A 21,021-nucleotide genomic window follows, 5' to 3' on the forward strand; every position below is an offset into this window, starting at 1 on the left:
GGATGAGAATCCTCGGCATGCTCTGCCTGCTGCTGACCCTGGGCGGTTGCAGCTCCCTGCTGTTCTATCCCGATCCCGGCCTGCCGTTCACCCCGGACAAGGCTCACCTCGAATACCGCGATGTCACACTGGTCACCGCCGACGGCTTGCGCCTGCGCGCCTGGTGGTTGCCGGTCAAGGCCGGCGTGTCGGTCAAGGGCACGGTGCTGCATTTGCATGGCAACGGCGGCAACCTGTCCGGGCATCTGGGCGGCAGCTGGTGGTTGCCGGAGCAGGGTTACCAGGTCTTGATGCTCGACTATCGCGGTTACGGCGTGTCCGAAGGCGAGCCGAGCCTGCCGGCGGTTTACCTGGATATCGATGCCGCGTTCGACTGGTTGCAGAAGGCCCCGCAAGTCCAGGGCAAACCCCTGGTGGTCCTGGGGCAGAGCCTGGGCGGGTCGTTGGTGGTGCATTATCTGGTGGAACGTCATCCCGAATACCAGGCGCGGCTCAAGGCCCTGGTGCTGGATGGCGCGCCGGCCAGCTACCGTTCGGTGGGGCGTGATGCCCTCGCTTCGTCCTGGCTGACCTGGCCCCTGCAAATCCCGCTGTCCTGGCTGGTGCCCGATGGCGATAGCGCGATCAAGGCCATGCCGCGCCTGACCGGGGTGCCGAAACTGATTTTCCATAGCCTCGACGACCCGGTCGTGCCGCTGGTCAATGGCATCCAGCTGTATCAGGCGGCGCCACCGCCGCGGGTGCTGCAACTGACCCGTGGCGGTCATGTGCAGACCTTCGGTGACCCGACCTGGCGCAAGGTGATGCTGCGTTATCTCGACGACCCGCAGCACTTCAACGGCCTGCGCCGCCTGGGCGAGATCCCGAATTACCCGCCTGTCCCGAATTCGAATGTTGAACCAGAGAGTCCGCAATGACTGAAGAACGTAACGCCATTCCCCTGATACTCACCGGTATTTGCAGCATCATCGGAACGGTCGCGTGCCTGTGGTACTACGGTTACCTGCATTTCGCCAAACCGGAGGATGCGCTGCTGTTGAACGAGTTCACCATGCTCAAGACGGTGCCTGGGGAGGATTACAAGATCTCACTGGAGCCGGCGGCGCAAACCGCGCAGTGCATCGACGGGGTGCTGGTGCTGTTCGACACCGAACAGAAGGGCCTGACCGGCGTGCTGGTGAACAGCCAGAAGCAGGCGGTGCGCTGCATGGGACAGGAAACACCGAAGCTGGAGCAGTAACCTTTCCCCGCCGGCCAGACGTGAAAAAACCGCCTGATGGGATCAGGCGGTTTTTTTATCCGATCAGTTATTGCTGCTGATGGACGAGCGTGGTGCAACGGGCTGGTTGTCGTTGGAAATGGTCACTTCCACGCGACGGTTCATGGCGCGCCCGGAAACGCTGCCGTTATCCGCTACCGGGTACTCCTGGCCATAACCCTGGGTCACGATGCGCGACGGATCGACGCCCATCTTGATCAGTGCCACTTGCACCGAGGTGGCGCGGCGCTCGGACAGGCTCTGGTTGTAACCCGAGCCGCCGGTGCTGTCGGTGTAACCCTCGATGATCACCTTGCGGTCAGGGTTTTCCTGGAGGAACTGCGCCAGTTTGTTGATGTTGACCAGGCCGGAGGATTTCAGGTCGGCCTTGTTGGTGGCGAACAGCACGTCACCGAAGGTCACCAGGGTGCCGCGTTCGGTCTGCTTGGCGTTCAGGCTTTCCTGCAACTGCTTGATCTGCTGGTCGCGGGCATCCAGGCGGGCTTGGGCCCGCTGGGCGGCAGCGTTTTTCAGATTGGCTTCGGCGGTGCGCAGGGCGATGGTCTGCTTCGCCACTTCAACCCGCTGGTTGGTCAGATAAGCCAGCTGGTCGACGGTCTCGACCTTCTCACGGTTCTGGTAGGCCTTGTCGGCCTTGTCCAGGTAGTCGCTGGCATCCTTGGTTTCCAGGGCGGCAACTTTGCTCGCCTGAGGGTTGGCTTGCAGTCCGGAGAAGTTGGTACGGGCCTGCTCCAGGTTGCTGTTGGGCTGCGACGAGCAGGCGGCCAGGCCGACGCTGAGGGCCAGCAGGGCGGGGATCATCAATTGTTTACGCATCATGGTTCTCATCCTTTATGGGTTCAAGCTTCAGGGAGTGCAGGCGCTGAGCCTGCCGGTGCTTACTGCACCGGTTGCGCGGAGCGTTGGCTCTCCTGGCGCAATTCCTGAACACCTTTCTGTGAGTCCTTCACGGCCAGTTCGGCCTTGACGGCCTGGGCCTTGCGTTCAGCGACGCGGGCATCCCATTCGGCCTGTTCGGACAGGCGGCGGGCTTCGTCATAATTTTTGTCATGCATGGCCATTTCAGCTTGTTTGAGCTTGTCCTGGGCCGACTTCATTTCCACGGCGGCGTATTCGGTACCGCCAGCGCTGACGGCGCTGTTGACCGCCGATTGGGTCACGGCGTACTGCGCGGTCGGCGGGTTACCGGCGCAACCGGCCAGGAGCAGGCTGCTGCCGAGTACCAGTGCGGCCAGTTTCAGCCCGCGCAGGGGGGTAAGCGAGGATTGGACAGTGTGGGTCTTCATGATCTGCAACTCCATTGGATAGCTCCTGAGTAACGACATCGTCCATCACGGTTCCGGGAGCTTGTCGCGCCGTGTCCGGTAGGGGTTCCGGGAGCGTTTTAACTGCAACTGCTCCGGTGATGGTTACTGGCTGTGACCCAAGGCTTTTTTGAATAGTTCAGGAAAAGATGGCCCATTGCTCGAAAAAAATCTGACCGAGTAGTCAGTGCGAAAAGTCTGAACTTTCGCGGTGTGCGGGGGTATCGAGCGGAGGGGAGGCAAGGTCGGACGCTTTTTTGAACGCACTGCAGAGCCTGTAGGAGCTTGGCTTGCCAGCAAAGCTGTTGGCGGCCTCCAGGACCTCTTCGCTGGCAAGCCAAGCTCCTACAGGACCGTGTTGGCTGTAGTTACGCGTCAAGGGACCAGACGATATCCGCAAGGGGACTCGCGTCAGGCTTTAATGTTTCGGCTTGTCCTGGGACGCCAGGTCATGCAGATGTCGTCGCGACAGCGAGAGAAAACGCGGTGTTGGCCCGACGTCCTCATAAAGGGGGTCACCTTCTTCGTCGGTGGCCACCACCTGTGAACCCTGGATGTAGGGGAAACTGGCTTCCAGTTCCTCCAGCGCCGCGCCGACCAACTCGCCGAGCAGTTCTTCCGGGCGCCGTTTGGGGTACATGTCGATCACCGCCGCCAGTCGCGCCGCAGCTTCCACATCCAGATGAATGACATAGCCGGTGTCGGTCAACCGACCCTTGGCGTTTTCTTCCCAGTGCTGGGCAAGCTCGCGGATTTTCATATCGACCTCAATTCGCACCCGTTGATAGCGGGTATTGATGAGTGACCGGCTTGTACCGGCGATAAAGCCTTCGTGAGGCTTATTATCAGACTAGTTCGATGTGACGAGGTTCAGTGGGGATTTTTCCAGGCTTGTAAGCGTTCGCCGCCGTGGTGCACTCTTGAGCCTGTGAGCCATCTCAGCGTCCCCTGGAGAGTCTGTCGATGTCCGATATTGATCTACGTTTGCGTGAAGATGTCCACCTGTTGGGTGAGCTGTTGGGCAATACCATTCGTGACCAGCACGGTGACGAATTCCTCGACAAGATCGAGCGTATCCGCAAGGGCGCCAAGGCCGACCGCAGCGGTTCGGCGAATGCCGAACTCAGTGCCAGCCTGGACAGCCTGGGCGACGACGAGTTGCTGCCGGTGGCCCGGGCCTTCAACCAGTTCCTCAACCTGGCCAATATCGCCGAGCAATACCAGTTGATTCACCGTCGCGACGAGTCGCAGCCGGCACCCTTCGAGTCACGGGTACTGCCTGAATTGCTCGCCCGCCTGCTCGCCGAAGGCCATGGCGCCGAATCCCTGGCGCGGCAACTGGGCCGCCTGGAGATCGAGTTGGTGCTCACCGCGCACCCCACCGAGGTGGCGCGGCGGACCCTGATCCAGAAATACGATGCGATTGCCGCGCAATTGGCCCAGCAGGACCACCGTGACCTCACCGCTGCCGAGCGCGAGCAGATCCGCCAGCGCCTGCAACGGCTGATCGCCGAAGCCTGGCACACCGAGGAGATCCGCCGCACCCGGCCGACCCCGGTGGACGAGGCCAAATGGGGTTTCGCGGTGATCGAGCATTCCCTCTGGCAGGCCATCCCGCACTATTTGCGCAAAGCCGACCAGGCGCTGTTCGCCGCCACCGGCCTGCACCTGCCCTTGGAAGCCGCGCCGATTCGGTTTGCGTCCTGGATGGGCGGTGACCGTGACGGCAACCCCAATGTCACGGCCAAGGTCACCCGTGAAGTGCTGCTGCTGGCCCGCTGGATGGCGGCGGACCTCTATCTGCGCGATGTCGATCAGTTGGCCGCCGAGCTGTCGATGCAACAGGCCAGCGAGGCCCTGCGCGCCCGCGCCGGCGAGAGCGCCGAACCCTACCGGTCGGTGCTCAAGCAATTGCGTGAGCGGCTGCGGGCTACCCGCAATTGGGCCCAGGCGTCGCTCACCACGACGCAACCGGCACCGGACGAAGTCCTGCAGAACAACCGCGAACTGCTCGAACCGCTGCAACTCTGCTACCAGTCCCTGCACGAATGCGGCATGGGCGTGATTGCCGATGGCCCGTTGCTCGATTGCCTGCGCCGGGCGGTGACCTTCGGCCTGTTCCTGGTGCGTCTGGATGTGCGCCAGGATTCCTCCCGTCACGCCGCCGCCATGACCGAGATCACCGATTATCTGGGGCTGGGGCGTTACGAAGACTGGAATGAAGAAGACCGCCTGACCTTCCTGATGCGCGAGCTGGCCAATCGTCGCCCGCTGTTGCCGGCTTATTTCAAACCTTCCGCGGACACCGCCGAAGTGCTGGCGACCTGCCGGGAAGTCGCTGCGGCGCCGGCCGCCTCCCTCGGTTCCTACGTGATCTCCATGGCCGGTGCCGCCTCCGATGTGCTGGCGGTGCAGTTGCTCCTCAAGGAGTCCGGCGTGCTGCGGCCGATGCGCGTGGTGCCGTTGTTCGAAACCCTGGCCGACCTGGATAACGCCGGTCCCGTGATGGAGCGGCTGTTGCTGCTGCCGGGCTATCGCGCGCGCCTGCAAGGTCCGCAGGAAGTGATGATCGGCTACTCCGATTCGGCCAAGGACGCCGGCACCACGGCGGCGGCCTGGGCGCAGTATCGGGCCCAGGAACGGCTGGTGGAGATCTGTCGCGAGCAGCAGGTCGAACTGCTGTTGTTCCACGGTCGCGGCGGCACCGTCGGCCGTGGCGGCGGTCCGGCCCATGAGGCCATCCTGTCGCAGCCGCCGGGTTCGGTGGCGGGGCGTTTCCGCACCACGGAACAAGGCGAAATGATTCGCTTCAAGTTCGGCCTGCCGGACATCGCCGAGCAGAACCTCAATCTCTATCTGGCCGCCGTGCTCGAAGCCACCTTGCTGCCGCCACCGCCGCCGCAACCGGCCTGGCGTAAATTGATGGACGAATTGGCCGCGGACGGTGTCAGCGCCTACCGTGCCGAGGTGCGCGATAATCCGCAGTTCGTCGAGTATTTCCGCCAATCCACCCCGGAACAGGAGCTTGGGCGCCTGCCGCTGGGCAGCCGTCCGGCCAAGCGCCGCGCCGGCGGGATCGAAAGCCTGCGGGCGATCCCGTGGATTTTCGGCTGGACCCAGACGCGCCTGATGCTGCCCGCCTGGCTCGGCTGGGAAGCCGCGCTACGCAAGGCATTGGCGCGAGGCGAAGGTGAGCTGCTGGCACAGATGCGCGAGCAATGGCCGTTTTTCCGCACCCGGATCGACATGCTGGAAATGGTCCTGGCCAAGGCCGACGGCGATATCGCCCGCTCCTATGACGAGCGCCTGGTGGATGCCGAACTGCTGCCATTGGGTGTGCACTTACGCGACCTATTGTCGCAGGCGTGCGCGGTCGTACTGGGTTTGACCGGTCAGTCGCAACTGCTGGCCCATAGCCCGGAGACCCTGGAATTCATTCGCCTGCGCAACACCTACCTGGACCCGCTGCATCGGTTGCAGGCCGAGCTGCTGGCCCGTTCGCGGCGTCAGGAAACGGCCCAGGACAGCCCTCTGGAACAGGCGTTGCTGGTGTCTGTGGCGGGGATTGCCGCCGGGCTGCGCAATACTGGCTAAGGTGTGTGGGAAGCCTTGCCATATGTAATGGGACAAAAGCGACTGCCCAGTCAGGGGCGGTCGTTTTTGTGTGGCGACACTTTATTGTCGGGGGACGACCCGGCGTAGCAGGTTTCACCGCTTGTGCAGGCATGAGTGACTGCGACTTTCGGCGGCTTGTGTGGCTCCGGTCGGCTGTGTATCTTGATCAGCCTTTGGCCGTTTTGCGGCCATGACCCTATTTTTGAGATTGGCCCCACGAGGCGAATCCGAGCGTTTCTAAATAAAAAATTGAGGAGCACATCGATGCGCGTCATTCTGCTGGGAGCTCCCGGGGCCGGTAAAGGTACTCAGGCTAAGTTCATCACCGAGAAATTCGGCATCCCGCAAATCTCCACTGGCGACATGCTGCGCGCCGCGGTCAAGGCCGGTACCGAGCTGGGCCTCAAGGCCAAGGGCATCATGGACGCCGGCGGCCTGGTCTCCGACGACCTGATCATCGCGCTGGTCAAGGATCGTATCGCCCAGGCCGACTGCGCCAAGGGTTTCCTGTTCGACGGTTTCCCACGCACCATTCCCCAGGCTGAAGCCCTGGTGGATGCCGGTGTCGAACTGGACTACGTGGTCGAGATCGCCGTCGATGACGAAGAGATCGTCCAGCGTATCGCCGGTCGTCGTGTGCACGAGGCTTCCGGGCGCGTCTACCACACGGTCTACAACCCGCCGAAAGTCGAAGGCAAGGACGACCTGACCGGTGACGACCTGGTCCAGCGCAAGGACGACACCGAAGAAACCGTGCGTCATCGCCTGTCGGTCTACCATTCCCAGACCAAGCCGCTGGTGGATTTCTACCAGAAGCTCTCGGCCGCCCAGGGCAAGCCGAAGTACAGCCATATCGCCGGTGTCGGTTCGGTGGAATCGATCACCAGCAAGGTGCTTGAAGCGCTGAGCTGATCGCTGTAGCTGCTCTGTGTACAACAGCCCGCTTGCGGGCTGTTGTTGTTTATACTGTTGCACTTTTTTCATTTCGACCTGACGGATACATCGATGAGCACCTTGCTGGCCCTGGACACCGCGACTGAAGCCTGCTCCGTCGCCTTGCTGCATGACGGCAAGGTGACGAGCCATTACGAGGTGATTCCGCGCCTGCACGCGCAAAAGCTCCTGCCGATGATCCAGCAGTTGCTGGCGGATACCGGTATCGGCCTGTCGGCTGTCGATGCGATTGCCTTTGGCCGTGGTCCCGGGGCCTTTACCGGGGTACGGATTGCCATCGGTGTGGTTCAGGGGTTGGCGTTTGCCCTGGAGCGTCCGGTGTTGCCGGTGTCGAACCTGGCGGTGCTGGCGCAGCGGGCCTTTCGCGAGCGCGGTGTGCGTCAGGTGGCCGCGGCCATCGATGCGCGGATGGACGAGGTGTACTGGGGTTGCTATCGCGAAGAGGCCGGGGAGATGCGTCTGGCCGGTGTCGAGGCAGTGCTGGCGCCGCAACTGGCGGCCTTGCCGGACGATGCCACTGGCGAGTGGTTTGGCGCGGGTACGGGGTGGGGTTATGGCGAGCGGATCAACGTTGCGCTGACGGGCCAGGATGCCAGCCTGCTGCCCCACGCCGAGGACCTGTTGAGCCTGGCGCGCTTTGCCTGGGCTCGCGGCGAGGCGATTCCGGCCGACGAGGCCCAGCCGGTTTACCTGCGCGACAAGGTGGCGACGCCCAAGGCGCGTTGACGCCGGGCGGCAATTGATAAAATTCAGGCTAAACTGAACGTTAAACCGTTCACCTGAAAAAACGCCCGGATAGTCAAAAATGTGCCGTTCGTCATGTTTTTCCCACCCAGGCACCAGGGTGTGAAAACCTTTTTCAGGTTCTGTGGTCCAGTTATCACTCGGGCAATAGCTAAGTGCGGTGCGTGCTGCTAAATTGCCATCATCGACACCGAGCATGCCCCAATGCGTATAGACGGCGTTTCCTCACAGTCCTATCCCATCAAGCGCAAACCGCGCAAAGGCAGCGTCGTGGTCGACGACGAGGCGGATGTCTCGGATGGCGATAGCGAGGACCTCGCCGAGGTGGCCGCCCGCGCCGAAGCGGCCGGTAGCCGTCTGGCCAATTTGCCCGCCCGCCCGCAGGACATGATCTTCCATCGCGCCATGAGCAAGAGCGTCGCAAACGCCCTGGCCAGCTACCTGACCACCGCCGGTTTCGTCGAATGGGACATGGAAGTGTTGGGGCTCGACCTGCATATCTGATTTAATCGGGTCGATGACTGATCCTGTCCTGCTGCCTTATTACCTCGGTTGCCCCTCCTGGAGCGAAAACGCCTGGCGCGAGTACCTGTACCCGCCTTCCGCGCGCACGACCGATTTTCTCGACCTCTACGCCCAGGTGTTCAACGCCGTCGAAGGCAACACCACCTTCTACGCACGGCCCGCACCTGCCACGGTGGAGCGCTGGGCGCAGACCATGCCCGAACACTTTCGCTTCACCGCCAAATTTCCCCGGGATATCAGCCACGGCGGTGACCTGCGCGACCAGGTCCAGGCGGCCGAAGACTTCCTGCAACTGCTCAAGCCGCTGGGCCCGCGGGTGGCGCCGCTGTGGCTGCAATTGCCGGCCAGTTTTGCGCCGCAGCGCCTGGCCGAGCTGGCCGGGTTTATCGACGCACTGGAGCGCCCCTTGGCGATTGAAGTCCGTCATCGCGACTTCTTCGCCAAGGGCGACGCCGAGCGGATGCTCAATCGCATGCTGCTGGACCGGGGTGTCGAACGGATCTGCCTCGATCCGCGGGCGCTGTTCAGTTGCACTTCCAGCGACGCCTCGGTGCTGCACGCCCAGTCGAAAAAGCCCAAGGTGCCACCCAGGCCAGCGGCGTTCACGCTATTCCCGCAGGTGCGTTTTATCGGGCACCCGGAACTGGAGGCGAATGAGCCTTTCCTGACGCCCTGGGTCGAAAAGGTCGCTGGCTGGATCGAGGAGGGGCGCACGCCCTACGTATTTCTGCATACCTCCGACAACCGCCTCGCACCGGCGCTGGCGCAACGTTTCCACGCCCGGCTGATGGCGCGTCTGCCTGGCTTGCCAGAGCTGCCTGAGCTATACAGAGGGCCCGCCTCGGAGCAACTCGGCTTGCTTTGATGGCCCCACACTCTCTTTGCCAGGAGTCGCCCCATGGATGCGCAAACCCTTCGAGCCCAAGCCTTCAAGGCCCTGCACGAGCGTGCCGGAGCCTTCGTGATTCCCAATCCCTGGGATGCCGGTTCGGCAAAAATGCTCGCCGCGCTGGGGTTCGAAGCGTTGGCCACCACCAGCGCGGGCCTGGCGTTTTCCCTTGGGCGTCCGGATGCCGAAGGGGCCAACTCGCTGAGCGACACCCTGGAAAACGCGCGGAGCATTGTCCTGGCCACGGCATTGCCGGTGGCGGCGGATCTGGAAAATGGTTTTGCCCACAGTCCCGCCGGGTGTGCCGAGGCGATTTTGCGAGCGGCTGAAGCCGGGTTGGTGGGCGGCTCGATCGAAGATGCCAGCGGCCATGCCGACGACCCCATCTACGGGTTCACCCAGGCGGTCGAACGGGTCGAGGCCGCGGTTGCCGCAGCCCGCAGTCTGTCGTTCCCCTTCACGCTCACGGCGCGGGCGGAGAACCTGTTGCATGGGCGCCAGGATCTGCCGGATACGATTCGCCGGTTGCAGGCGTTCGCCGAGGCCGGTGCCGGCGTGCTGTATGCGCCGGGCCTGCGCACCCGCGAGGAGATCCAGGCGGTGGTCAAGGCCGTGGCGCCCAAGCCGGTGAATGTATTGATGTCGGGCGGGGCCAGCCTGTCGGTGAGCGAGTTGGGCGAACTGGGCGTCAAGCGCATCAGTGTCGGTTCGGCGTTGGCCCGGGCGGCGTACGGCGCGTTCTATCGGGCGGCCGAGGAGATTCGTGGGCAGGGGACATTCGGTGCGCTGGAGCAGGCGATGCCCTTTGCGCGGATCAATCAGATGTTCAAGGGCTAGGGAAAGGACTCAGGCCGCGAGGCGCAGGTTCTGTGCCACCAGCGGACGGGCCCAGTTCAGGTCGTAGTCCATGGCTTTCTGCTGTTTGACCAGGGTTTCTTCGTCGAACGGTACATGCGGTTCCAGCAGATCCAGTTCGAACTCGGCGATCGGCAGGTGCAGCGCACGGGCTTGCGGCGCAGGACCTGGCGCGGGCAGCGGCTGACCGGCGTTGAGGACGATAGGGCGGACCCAGCCGCTTTCGAAGTCCTGCTGCTTCTGTTGGGCGACCACTTCTTCCGGCGGATAAGGCACGGGCCGCTTCAGCAGGTCCAGATCGAATTCGGCAATCGGCAGGAACAGCGGTTCTGGAGGACGGACGGGTGTGTCCTTTACGTCACACTGGCGCTGGTCGACGATGTGCGCCAGCAGCTCGGCGCCGACGGTGGGTTCCACCGGGCCATCGACTGGAAGTTCTGCCGGGACATTCTTTGCATCCGACGCATCCCCGACCTGTTCGGCCAGCGCCCGGGCAAAGAAATCTTGCCACAGGTGACTGACACCGCTCAGTGCCTGGGAATTGCGCAGGCCATAATTGTCGAAGGGCGACAGATAACCTATGGATGTGCTGGTAATGTCTGACATGGCTCTCGAGTGACGCTCAGGTCTGGCAAAATGCTGGATAATGTTTTTATCGGCAGCTTTTGCCGATCATTAAATTTTTGAGCGTGTTTTTCATGAGTGAGCAGCAAGCACCGGTCCGTATCAGAGTCGAGGCCCTGGCCGAAGGGTTGCAATCCCGGGCCGAAGCGTGGGCCGAACGCCTCGGTTTGCCGTTGCAGGAAGCCGACGCGGAGTTCGCTTTGCAGGTGTCGGAGCAGGGCTTGCAGTTGCAGCAACTGGGGCCGGAGGCGCCTGGCCCGGTCCGCGTGGACTTTGTCGAAGGCGGCGCGGCGCATCGGCGTCTGTATGGCGGCGGTAGCGGGCAGATGATTGCCAAGGCGGTCGGTATCCAGCCGGGCGTGCGGCCGCGGGTGCTGGATGCCACGGCGGGCTTGGGCAAGGATGCCTTCGTGCTGGCGAGCCTGGGCTGCGAGATGAGCCTGATCGAGCGCCAGCCGCTGATCGGCGCCTTGCTTGAAGACGGCCTGGCCCGTGGGCTGGAGGATTTCGATGTGGCGCCGATTGTTTCGCGCATGCACCTGCTCAAGGGTAATTCGATCGAGGTGATGCGCAATTGGGAGGGCGATGCACCCCAGGTGATCTACCTTGACCCGATGTTTCCTCACCGTGAGAAAACCGCGCTGGTGAAGAAGGAAATGCGCCTGTTCCGTCCGCTGGTGGGCGATGACCCGGATGCACCGGCATTGCTGGAGGCCGCGCTGGCCCTGGCGACCCATCGGGTGGTGGTCAAGCGCCCGCGCAAGGCGCCGTGCATCGACGGGCCGAAACCGAGCCATGGCCTGGACGGCAAGTCGAGTCGCTACGACATCTATCCGAAGAAAGCCCTGAAGCCCTGATACGACCGGGCTCTCAGGGCCTGTAGGCACGCATGAACAACCCCACCACCTCGCGCACGTGGGCCTCGCCCTCGGCGTCGCTCAACGGCTCGCCGCAGCCGTAGAGCAGGCGGAAGTTACCCGCGCCCTTGAGCAGGCAGAAGAAGTGCTCGGCGGCTTTATGCGGTTTGTCGATCGCCAGGGCGCCGCTCTGGTTGATCCGGCTCAGCAGCCGTTCCATCTCCGTGAGCATGCGCTGTGGCCCGGCCTCGAAGAAAATCTGCGAGAGCTTCGGGTCCTGGCTGCCCAGGGCCATGATCAGCCGATGCAGGTTCACCGACTCGTCACTGTTGATCAGGTGATGAAATCCCCGCGCGATGTTCAGCAGCACGCTTTCCACCGGCACGCCTTCGGGCAGGGCGAAGAACAGCTCGGGCAGCTGTTCTGCGCATTTGGCCACCACGGCAGCGGAGAACAGCGTCTCCTTGTCGTTGAAATGGCTGTACACCGTCAGCTTTGAAACACCTGCTGCTGCAGCGACTGCGTCCATGCTGGTGCTGGCGTATCCATTACTCAGGAACAGATCTTTCGCCGCTTGCAGGACGGCCTGGCGTTTTGCCAGGTCCTTGGGGCGGCCGGGGCCGCTGGGCACTGAAAGATTGTCGGACATTTTCTTACTTAATACTGGACTGGTGAGTTTGGTATTAATACCATACTGGCCAGTATAAATATTCTGAGCACCACTAGCGAAAGGTCCTACACCATGTTCCGCTATGTCATGCCCCTTGCGTTGCCCGTCAGTCTAGCCCTTTTCCTGGCCGGTTGTGGCCATGAAGAGCCGGCCCAGGTCAGCGTTCGCCCCGCCATGGTGGTGCAGCCACAGCCTTCGGCCCAGGCCATGGACAGCTATCCCGGCGAAGTGCGGGCGCGTTTCGAGCCCGACCTGGCCTTCCGTATCGCGGGCAAGGTCAGCCGACGACTGGTGGAGGAGGGTGAGCGGGTCAAGGCCAACCAGCCCCTGGCGGAGCTAGACCCACAGGATGTGCGCCTGCAACTGGAAGCGACCCGCGCCCAGGTCGCGGCCGCCGAGGCCAACCTGAACCTGGTGCGCTCCGAGCGCGATCGCTACAAGACCTTGCTCGACCGGCAGATGGTCAGCCGCTCGCAGTACGACAATGCAGAAAACCTCTACCGCTCCGGTGAAGCCCGCCTCAAGCAGATCAAGGCCGAGTTCGACGTGTCCAGCAACCAGGCCGGTTATGCCGTGCTGCGTGCGCCCCAGGACGGTGTGGTTGCCAAGCGCCTGGTGGAAGTCGGCCAGGTGGTCGCCGCCGGTCAGACGGTCTTTACCCTGGCCGCCGATGGCGAGCGTGAAGTGCTGATCAGTTTCCCGGAGCAGGCCTTCGGGCGGTTCAAGATCGGCCAGGATGTGGCCGTGGAACTCTGGTCGCAGCCGGACCAGCGCTTCAACGGACGGATCCGCGAGTTGTCGCCGGCCGCCGACCCCAAGTCGCGGACCTTCGCCGCCCGTATCGCTTTCAGCGCTGGCAAGGTGCCGGCTGAGTTGGGCCAGAGCGCCCGGGTGTTTATCCAGGCTGCCGGCGTGGTGCCGTTGTCGGTGCCGCTGTCGGCGCTGACCGCGGAAAACGGTGCGACCTATGTCTGGCGGGTCCAGGCGGACAACACCCTCAAGCGGACCCCGGTGCGGGTCGGTGCCTTTGGCGAAAAGACCGTACCGGTGTTCGAAGGCCTTTCGGCCAGCGATTGGGTGGTGGCGGCCGGCGTGCATGTGCTCCATGACGGCGACCTGGTGCGTCCGGTGGATCGCTCCAACCGCGTGGTCAATCTGGCGGCCAAGGAGTAGTCCCCGATGGGTTTCAATCTTTCCGAATGGGCGTTACGTAATCGCCAGATCGTACTGTTCCTGATGATTCTGCTCGCGCTGGTCGGGGCCTTGTCCTACACCAAGCTGGGGCAGAGCGAAGACCCGCCTTTCACCTTCAAGGCCATGGTTATCAAGACCAACTGGCCAGGGGCCACGGCCCAGGAGGTCTCGCGGCAGGTCACTGAACGCATTGAAAAGAAGCTGATGGAGACCGGCGAGTACGAGAAGATCATTTCCTTCTCTCGGCCAGGGGAGTCCCAGGTGACCTTCATGGCCCGGGACTCGATGCATTCCTCGGACGTTCCCGACCTCTGGTATCAGGTCCGCAAGAAGATCGGCGATATCCGCCAGACCTTGCCGCCGGATATCCAGGGGCCGTTTTTCAACGATGAGTTCGGCACCACCTTCGGCAATATCTACGCTCTGACCGGCGAGGGTTTCGACTACGCCGTGCTCAAGGACTACGCCGACCGTATCCAGATCCAGTTGCAGCGGGTCAAGGACGTGGGCAAGGTCGACCTGCTCGGCCTGCAGGATGAAAAGGTCTGGATCGAGCTCTCCAACGTCAAGCTGGCGACCCTTGGCCTGCCGCTGAGTGCCGTGCAGCAGGCCTTGCAAGAGCAGAATGCGGTGTCCACCGCCGGCTTCTTCGAGACCCCGACCGAACGCGTGCAACTGCGGGTCAGCGGTAACTTCAAGACGGTCGACGAGATCAGGAACTTTCCGATTCGTGTCGGCGACCGCACCTTTCGCATCAGCGACGTCGCCGAGGTGCACCGTGGCTTCAACGATCCACCGGCGCCGCGCATGCGCTTCATGGGGGAAGACGCGATCGGCCTGGCAGTGGCGATGAACGACGGCGGCGATATCCTGGTGCTGGGCAAGGCCCTGGAGGTCGAGTTTGCGCGTATCCAGAAAAACCTCCCGGCGGGGATGAAACTGAGCAAGGTCTCCGACCAGCCGGCGGCAGTGAAGACCGGCGTCGGTGAGTTCGTCCAGGTGCTGGTGGAAGCCCTGGTCATTGTGCTGCTGGTGAGTTTCTTCTCCCTGGGCGTGCGTACCGGGATGGTGGTGGCGCTGGCGATTCCACTGGTGCTGGCGATGACCTTTGCCGCCATGTACTACCTGGGCATCGGCCTGCACAAGATTTCCCTCGGCGCACTGGTGCTGGCCCTGGGCTTGCTGGTGGACGATGCGATCATTGCCGTGGAGATGATGGCGATCAAGATGGAGCAGGGCTTCGATCGCCTCAAGGCGGCGAGCTTTGCCTGGACCAGCACGGCCTTCCCGATGCTCACCGGCACCCTGATCACCGCCGCCGGCTTCCTGCCGATTGCCACCGCGCAGTCGGGTACGGGCGAGTACACCCGCTCGATTTTCCAGGTGGTGACCCTGGCCCTGCTGGCGTCGTGGATCGCGGCGGTGGTGTTCGTGCCTTACCTGGGCGAAAAGCTGCTGCCGGACCTGGCGAAGATCCACGCCGCCAAGCACGGCAGCGAACAACCGGACCCCTATGGCACGCCGTTCTACCAGCGTGTCAGGCGCATGGTGGAATGGTGCGTACGCCGCCGTAAAACCGTGATCGTACTGACCATTGCCCTGTTTATCGGCTCGTTGCTGCTGTTCCGCTTTGTACCGCAGCAGTTCTTCCCGGCCTCCGGGCGGCTGGAGCTGATGGTCGACCTGAAGCTGGCTGAAGGCGCGTCCCTGAACAACACCACCGAACAGGTTGCGCGCCTGGAAGCCCTGCTCAAGGATCACCCCGGCATCGACAACTATGTGGCCTATATCGGCACCGGTTCGCCGCGTTTCTACCTGCCGCTGGACCAGCAATTGCCGGCCACCAGCTTTGCCCAGTTCGTGGTGTTGGCCAAGAGCATCGAGGATCGGGAAGTCCTGCGCACCTGGCTGATCAAGGTGCTCGACGAGCAGTTCGCCGATGTGCGGGCGCGGGTGACGCGCCTGGAGAACGGGCCGCCCGTGGGTTATCCGGTACAGTTCCGGGTGACCGGCGAGCATATCGAGGTGGTCCGCGCCCTGGCGCGCAAGGTGGCGGCCAAGGTTCGCGAGAACCCGCACGTGACCAACGTGCACCTGGACTGGGAAGAGCCGAGCAAGGTGGTCTACCTGAACGTCGATCAGGACCGGGCCCGGGCGCTGGGGGTGAGTACCGCCAACCTGTCGCGCTTCCTGCAACTGTCGCTGACCGGTTCGACCGTCAGCCAGTACCGCGAGGACAACGAGTTGATCGAAATCCTCATGCGCGGCACTGCCCAGGAGCGTAACCAGCTGTCGGCGCTGCCGAGCCTGGCGGTCCCGACGGACAACGGCACCAGCGTGGCGCTGTCGCAGATCGCGACCCTGGAATACGGTTTCGAGGAAGGCATTATCTGGCACCGCAATCGCTTGCCGACTGTGACGATCCGCGCCGATATCTATGGCCAGGAGCAGCCGCTGAGCCTGGTCAAGCAGATCATGCCGACCCTGGACCCGGTTCGCGCCGAGTTGCCGGATGGTTACCTGCTGGAAGTTGGCGGTACCGTGGAGGATTCGGAGCGTGGCCAGGCCTCGGTAAACGCCGGCGTACCGCTGTTTATCGTGGTGGTGCTGACCTTGTTGATGCTGCAACTGCGCAGCTTTTCGCGAGTGGCGCTGGTGTTCCTTACCGCGCCGCTGGGCTTGATCGGGGTGACCCTGTTCCTGCTGGTGTTCCACCAGCCGTTCGGTTTTGTCGCGATGCTCGGGACTATCGCCCTGTCGGGGATGATCATGCGCAACTCGGTGATCCTGGTGGACCAGATCGAACAGGATATCCGCGCGGGCATGTCGCAATGGCAGGCGATTATCGAGGCGACGGTGCGACGTTTCCGCCCCATCGTGCTGACCGCCCTGGCGGCGGTGCTGGCGATGATCCCGTTGTCACGCAGCGTGTTCTACGGACCGATGGCGGTGGCGATCATGGGTGGGTTGATCGTGGCGACAGCCTTGACCCTGCTGTTCCTGCCAGCGCTGTATGCGGGTTGGTTCAGGGTGAAGAAGACGGCGCCGTAAAGCGTGGTCGTTTCGAGCACCACGATACAAGGAGCCTGGCTTGCCAGCGAAGCTTTTAGCGATCTTGAAGACCTGATCGCTGGCAAGGCAGTTCAAGGGGCGGGGTGTCAGAGCGCGCCAAACACCTTCTTCGCCAGGGTGGTGGCCGCCGCTGCCGGGTTGGCGCGGATGTCTTCTTCCTTCTGGGCGATCATCTTGAACAGGCCATCCAGGGCCTTTTCCGTTACGTAGCCTTCAACGTTGGCACTCTTGGCGTCGAGTACGCCGAGGGTTGCCGCCTGCCCGGCGAACGAGTTGTACTGCTTGGCCAGGCCCACTTTGTCGGTGGCTTCCTTGACGATCGGCAGGAACTTGGCGCGGATCTGTTCGCGGCTGGTCTTGTCCAGGTACTGGGTCGCCGAGTCCTTGCCGCCAGTGAGGATGGCCTTGGCATCGGTCACGGTCATCTTTTTCACAGCGTCCACCAGCAGCGCCTGGGCCTGCGGCATGGCCGCTTCCGCCGCCTTGTTCATGCTGGCTTCCAACTGGTCGACCTGGGCGCCCATGCCGAACTGTTTCATCTTGCTGGCGACCTTGCCGAGGCTGCCCGGCAGCTCGATCTTCACGGCAGGGTTGTTGCTGAAACCACCTGGTTGGCCAAGGTTGGTCACGGCGGCGACGGCACCCTGGGCCAGGGCATCTTTAAGACCACCGGACGCTTCGCCCTGGGTAAGACTGCCGAGGGACAAGGCCAGGGCGTTGACGGAAATCAGCAGGCCCGCGCAGAGGCCGGCCAGACGAAGGGAGGGACGGAGCATGCAAGCTTCCTTGTTGGGTCAGTTAAGGCAATCAGCGCGCCGCGTCGACACGGATGCGCAAGGGGTGTGGATCCTGGCCGTTCAATTGAACGCCCTGATGTCGGGTACTGATAAACAGTAACTGGCCGTCGGGTTCGATGCGAGCACTGATCGAATCACGTTGGATCTCACGGGTTCATAGCGCCAGGGGAAACCTGGCGCCAGCCAGTAAGAATCTAACGGATTTATCGGCAAACGCCAGTTTTCTACAGGCGCTGCCTGCCATTCAGGCGCTGAGGATCAGGCTCTGGGGTTTCTCTTTCAGCAGCACCACCGTCCGCGGGATCGGCTTCATGGTGAATTTACGGCGGCTGCCGAAGGTGCCCTGGGTCTCGTAGGTCTGGCCCGGCTTGACCTTGTTCACGTCGTAGCGCAGGTAGCGCGGGATCGAGCCCTTGAAGAAGGTGATTTCCTCGCTGAGGACATGCACCGGAATACCCGGTTCGGTCTGGGCAACCAGCCGGAGGGTGGCCAGGGTGTTGTCCTGGGTGCCGATCATCGGCACCAGCGCCGCGCTGAGGTAGAGGTACCCCGGTGGGCTCAGATGAAAGGTTTCTTCCTGGTTGTCCCGACGCCAGCGGAAGCTGTACTTGATGTCCGGCAGCAGCGAAGTACCGGCGACACTCAGGTCGATGTCGATCTCGACCTTGCAGTTACGCTTGAGGTCCGCCGGCAGTTCGAAGGTAAAGCGCCAGGGCGACTGGTCGGGAAGCTGCGCGCTGGTCCAGGTCCCCAGCAGGGTGTCGCTGCAGCGGTTGCGCAGGGTGATACGGGTTTCGGCCTTGGCCGGGATCCTGTAGTCCGCCGGGAAGTGGAAAACAGCGGTCACGACGTTTTTTGCGGTCATCTCGATGTCCTTATCGAACGCGTCAAAGGCAACGCAAGATTGAGTCTACACGGGCCTTTGCGCTTGAAAACCGGCGGAGAAGCATCCTTGCTGCTTTACCGAATGGTCTTACATGTGGGTCTCGCCTTGTCCCACGTCAGGACCTGACTCAGGGCTCTGTTCGGCGGCATCTTCGCTACGATGCAGCGCCACCTGGCGAATCGACAGGCGAATTTCCGCCGGCAGTACCCGTTTCGCCGCGCCCTCGGCCAGCTCGCCGAGCAGTTCGTGATAGCCCAGTTTGCCGGCGGCGTCGCGGCGCAGTACATCGAGGTCGAGCAGGGTCTGGATAAAGTGGCGGAACAGGCTCTTGTCGAAAAACTCCGGGGCATTCAGGCCATGGAGAATCGACAGGCGCTGGGCCATGACCGTACACAGGTCTTCCAGCTCCTCGGCGCTGATGCTGTGCTGGCCGCTGTTGAGCAGCAGCGAGATGGCCATGTAGAAACGTTGCAGGGTCTGGGCGATGCTCCGCGACAGCAGGGTCAACAGCACGAAGTGCCGCGAACTCGGCGCCGGGCGCAGGTAGACCTCGTTCTCCAGGCGCAGCAGGCCCTGTTCGACAAAGGCTTCCAGCCATTGGTCGATCACCGCGTCCAGTTCGTCCAGTGACCAGCGGATGAACAGCTCCGCCTGCAGGTACGGATAGAGCGCCCGGCTGTAGCGCAGGATCTGTTCGCGGCTCATGCGCGAGGCGCTTTGGAAGAAGCTCGCCAGCAATGAAGGCAGGGCGAAGATATGCAGCACGTTGTTGCGGTAATAGGTCATCAGGACGGCGTTCTGCTCGTCCAGATAGAGGATCTTGCCCAGGGCATCGCTTTGCTCGGCCAGCAGGTCCATGTCCTTGACGTGCTGGATCAGCGCGCGACCGTCGCCTTCCGGCAGGGTGGTGTGGGGCGAGTACGGCACGCGGCGCAACAGCGCCAGGTAGAGATCGAGGACCCGGGCCATGGCGCGATCGTCGAGGGCCAGGCGGGTGGTCGAGAGCAGCGCCAGGGCCACCAGGTTCACCGGGTTGATCGCCGCGGCTTCGTTCAGGTGGCGGGCGACGCGCTCGCCGAGGCGGTGGGTGGTTTCATTGAGCCAGGCCGGGCGGAATTGCGGACCCAGTTCCTGGGCGCGCCAGTCCGGTTGTTCCTGGTCGAGGAACTCGGCCAGCTTGATCGGCTCGCCGAAGTTGACCGCGACCTGGCCGAAGCGCTGCTTGAGCGCGCCGATGACCTTGAAGATGTCGAAGATCGATTCTTTCTTCTTGCTCGCGCCGCGCAGTTCGCCCAGGTAGGTGCGACCTTCCAGCACCCGCTCGTAGCCGATGTACACCGGGATGAAGACGATCGGCATGCGCGAGGAGCGCAGGAAGCTGCGCAGGGTGATGGCCAGCATGCCGGTCTTCGGCCGCAGCATGCGCCCGGTCCGCGAGCGGCCGCCTTCGACGAAGTACTCGACCGGGAAACCCTTGGTGAACAGGGTGTGCAGGTATTCGTTGAACACCGAGGTGTAGAGCGGGTTGCCCTTGAAGGTGCGACGCATGAAGAACGCCCCGCCGCGGCGCAGCAGGCTGCCGATCACCGGCATGTTGAGGTTGATCCCGGCGGCGATGTGCGGCGGGGTCAGGCCGTTGCGAAACAGCAGGTAGGACAGCAGCAGGTAGTCGATATGGCTGCGGTGGCAGGGAACGTAGATGACTTCATGGCCCTGGGCCACGGCCTGCACGCCTTCGATATGGTTGACCTTGATGCCGTCGTAGATCTTGTTCCAGAACCAGCTCAGCACCACTTCGAGGAAGCGGATCGCGGTGTAGGTGTAGTCCGAGGCGATCTCGTTGCCGTAGCGCAGGGCCTGGGCCTGGGCTTTTTCCAGGGAGATGTTCTCGCGCTGGGCTTCCTCGAGGATCGCCTGGCGCACCATCGGTTCGTTGACCAGGCCCTTGACCAGGTTGCGCCGGTGGGAAATGTCCGGGCCGATCACCGCGGCCTTGAGGTTGCGCAGGTGCACCCGCAGGATCCGTTGGGCCATGCGCACGGTGCGTTCATGACCCTTGTTGTGTTCGATCAGGCCGCGCAGGTGGATCGGCGCGGAGAACTGCACGCGGGTCTTGCGCCCGAGAATCAGGATGCTCAGCAGGCGACGCAGGCGCCCGGTGACCGCCCAGCTGTCGGCGAACAGCAGTTTCCAGGGGCTCGACTCACTGTCCGGCGACTGGCCCCAGAACACGCTGACCGGGATGATCAGGGCGTCCTCGGCGGGGTTTTCGCTCAGGGCGTTGACCAGGCGGGTCAGGGTCGGTGGCGCGCCGCGCTTGTCCTGGCGGCCGAGCCAGTCGGGCTCGGGGGTCAGGTAGAAGAACGCTGCCGGCTCCATGAGCGAACCGACCGACACCGGCAGCACGGGGCGTGGCAGGCCGGCCTTGGTGCATTCGCGGTCGACCACGGCGAGGTCGGTCAGCGAGGGCGATTGCAGGACGTAGAACACCGGCCGACTGCGGTCGAGGTCGAGGGTCAGCGACGATTGGTTGATCGTCTCCGAGCGCACCCACAGGTACAGGAGGCGGCGCAAGGTACCAAACACGAGACGGCGGAACGGAGAACGGGTCATACGGCTTCTGCAGGCAAATGGATTGAACCGAGCGTTTGCTCGGGGCGGCTAGTGTGCCGTATTCCCTGAAAATCGGCAAAAACGCGGCGAACTAATATTGATTGAGAGTTTTTTGACCTGTCTTATACTCGGTCGTTCGCCAT

At 63.0% G+C, this 21,021-nt stretch carries 19 protein-coding genes; 11 read left to right on the forward strand and 8 right to left on the reverse strand.

The features are described 5' to 3' along the window. The first annotated feature begins 2 nt into the window (after positions 1–2). Together CWE01_RS20585 and CWE01_RS20590 are read left to right on the forward strand one after the other, a co-directional pair. On the forward strand, positions 3–917 hold the full coding sequence (locus tag CWE01_RS20585; RefSeq protein ID WP_100942389.1) for an alpha/beta hydrolase: 915 nt from the start codon (positions 3–5) through the stop codon (positions 915–917). Beyond that, positions 914–1,240, forward strand: coding sequence for a hypothetical protein (locus CWE01_RS20590; RefSeq protein WP_100942390.1), 327 nt, complete (start codon positions 914–916; stop codon positions 1,238–1,240). The genes CWE01_RS20585 and CWE01_RS20590 overlap by 4 nt, the downstream gene beginning before the upstream one ends. Positions 1,241–1,303: 63 nt before the next feature. On the opposite strand, the gene CWE01_RS20595 is transcribed toward CWE01_RS20590, so the two are convergent. The 3 genes from CWE01_RS20595 to CWE01_RS20605 all read right to left on the reverse strand — a co-directional run bounded on the left by CWE01_RS20595 (position 1,304) and on the right by CWE01_RS20605 (position 3,343). After that, positions 1,304–2,095 carry an OmpA family protein gene (locus tag CWE01_RS20595; protein ID WP_100942417.1) on the reverse strand — a complete coding sequence of 264 codons (792 nt, stop codon included), beginning with the start codon at positions 2,093–2,095 and terminating at the stop codon, positions 1,304–1,306. A gap of 62 nt (positions 2,096–2,157) precedes the next feature. After that, positions 2,158–2,580 carry a DUF4398 domain-containing protein gene (locus CWE01_RS20600; RefSeq protein WP_100942391.1) on the reverse strand — a complete coding sequence of 141 codons (423 nt, stop codon included), beginning with the start codon at positions 2,578–2,580 and terminating at the stop codon, positions 2,158–2,160. Positions 2,581–3,001: 421 nt separating this feature from the next. Continuing rightward, the gene (locus CWE01_RS20605) at positions 3,002–3,343 is read right to left on the reverse strand and encodes a pilin assembly protein (RefSeq protein ID WP_100942392.1); all 342 of its coding nucleotides are present in this window, start codon (positions 3,341–3,343) and stop codon (positions 3,002–3,004) included. Between the two features lie 203 nt (positions 3,344–3,546). On the opposite strand from CWE01_RS20605, the gene ppc reads away from it, so the two are divergent. The 6 genes from ppc to CWE01_RS20635 all read left to right on the forward strand — a co-directional run bounded on the left by ppc (position 3,547) and on the right by CWE01_RS20635 (position 10,147). Beyond that, positions 3,547–6,177: a phosphoenolpyruvate carboxylase gene (gene ppc / locus CWE01_RS20610; protein WP_100942393.1), complete on the forward strand. Its 2,631-nt coding sequence runs from the start codon at positions 3,547–3,549 to the stop codon at positions 6,175–6,177. Between the two features lie 285 nt (positions 6,178–6,462). Beyond that, positions 6,463–7,110 (forward strand): adenylate kinase, encoded by a 648-nt coding sequence (adk, locus tag CWE01_RS20615; RefSeq protein WP_100942394.1) that lies wholly within the window; start codon positions 6,463–6,465, stop codon positions 7,108–7,110. 93 nt (positions 7,111–7,203) lie between these two features. After that, positions 7,204–7,878 carry a tRNA (adenosine(37)-N6)-threonylcarbamoyltransferase complex dimerization subunit type 1 TsaB gene (gene tsaB, locus CWE01_RS20620; RefSeq protein WP_100942395.1) on the forward strand — a complete coding sequence of 225 codons (675 nt, stop codon included), beginning with the start codon at positions 7,204–7,206 and terminating at the stop codon, positions 7,876–7,878. A gap of 222 nt (positions 7,879–8,100) precedes the next feature. Next, entirely contained in the window at positions 8,101–8,400 is a 300-nt protein-coding gene (locus CWE01_RS20625) for a hypothetical protein (RefSeq protein WP_100942396.1), read from the forward strand. A 13-nt stretch (positions 8,401–8,413) separates the two neighbouring features. Next, positions 8,414–9,286, forward strand: a complete 873-nt coding sequence (locus tag CWE01_RS20630; protein ID WP_100942397.1) for a DUF72 domain-containing protein — start codon at positions 8,414–8,416, stop codon at positions 9,284–9,286. Between the two features lie 33 nt (positions 9,287–9,319). Next, a complete protein-coding gene (locus CWE01_RS20635; protein WP_100942398.1) occupies positions 9,320–10,147 on the forward strand; it encodes an oxaloacetate decarboxylase in 828 nt (275 codons plus the stop codon). A 9-nt stretch (positions 10,148–10,156) separates the two neighbouring features. Here the strand turns inward: CWE01_RS20635 and CWE01_RS20640 are convergent, their stop codons facing one another. Beyond that, positions 10,157–10,771: an energy transducer TonB gene (locus CWE01_RS20640; RefSeq protein ID WP_100942399.1), complete on the reverse strand. Its 615-nt coding sequence runs from the start codon at positions 10,769–10,771 to the stop codon at positions 10,157–10,159. A 92-nt stretch (positions 10,772–10,863) separates the two neighbouring features. On the opposite strand from CWE01_RS20640, the gene CWE01_RS20645 reads away from it, so the two are divergent. Continuing rightward, a complete protein-coding gene (locus CWE01_RS20645; protein WP_100942418.1) occupies positions 10,864–11,646 on the forward strand; it encodes a class I SAM-dependent methyltransferase in 783 nt (260 codons plus the stop codon). Between the two features lie 13 nt (positions 11,647–11,659). Here the strand turns inward: CWE01_RS20645 and CWE01_RS20650 are convergent, their stop codons facing one another. Then, the gene (locus CWE01_RS20650; RefSeq protein WP_100942400.1) at positions 11,660–12,295 is read right to left on the reverse strand and encodes a TetR/AcrR family transcriptional regulator; all 636 of its coding nucleotides are present in this window, start codon (positions 12,293–12,295) and stop codon (positions 11,660–11,662) included. A 93-nt stretch (positions 12,296–12,388) separates the two neighbouring features. Between CWE01_RS20650 and CWE01_RS20655 the strand changes: the two genes are divergently transcribed. Together CWE01_RS20655 and CWE01_RS20660 are read left to right on the forward strand one after the other, a co-directional pair. Further along, on the forward strand, positions 12,389–13,489 hold the full coding sequence (locus CWE01_RS20655; protein ID WP_100942401.1) for an efflux RND transporter periplasmic adaptor subunit: 1,101 nt from the start codon (positions 12,389–12,391) through the stop codon (positions 13,487–13,489). Positions 13,490–13,495: 6 nt separating this feature from the next. Then, entirely contained in the window at positions 13,496–16,561 is a 3,066-nt protein-coding gene (locus tag CWE01_RS20660; RefSeq protein WP_100942402.1) for an efflux RND transporter permease subunit, read from the forward strand. Positions 16,562–16,668: 107 nt separating this feature from the next. On the opposite strand, the gene CWE01_RS20665 is transcribed toward CWE01_RS20660, so the two are convergent. The 3 genes from CWE01_RS20665 to plsB form a co-directional block, all read right to left on the reverse strand. After that, positions 16,669–17,358: a DUF4197 domain-containing protein gene (locus tag CWE01_RS20665; protein WP_100942403.1), complete on the reverse strand. Its 690-nt coding sequence runs from the start codon at positions 17,356–17,358 to the stop codon at positions 16,669–16,671. Between the two features lie 265 nt (positions 17,359–17,623). Then, complete coding sequence (locus tag CWE01_RS20670; RefSeq protein WP_100942404.1) at positions 17,624–18,244, reverse strand: hypothetical protein; 621 nt, start codon at positions 18,242–18,244, stop codon at positions 17,624–17,626. 108 nt (positions 18,245–18,352) lie between these two features. Further along, positions 18,353–20,878, reverse strand: a complete 2,526-nt coding sequence (gene plsB, locus CWE01_RS20675; RefSeq protein ID WP_100942405.1) for a glycerol-3-phosphate 1-O-acyltransferase PlsB — start codon at positions 20,876–20,878, stop codon at positions 18,353–18,355. Positions 20,879–21,021: the final 143 nt, after the last annotated feature.

This window comes from Pseudomonas sp. QS1027, from assembly GCF_002814235.1.
Lineage (GTDB): Bacteria > Pseudomonadota > Gammaproteobacteria > Pseudomonadales > Pseudomonadaceae > Aquipseudomonas.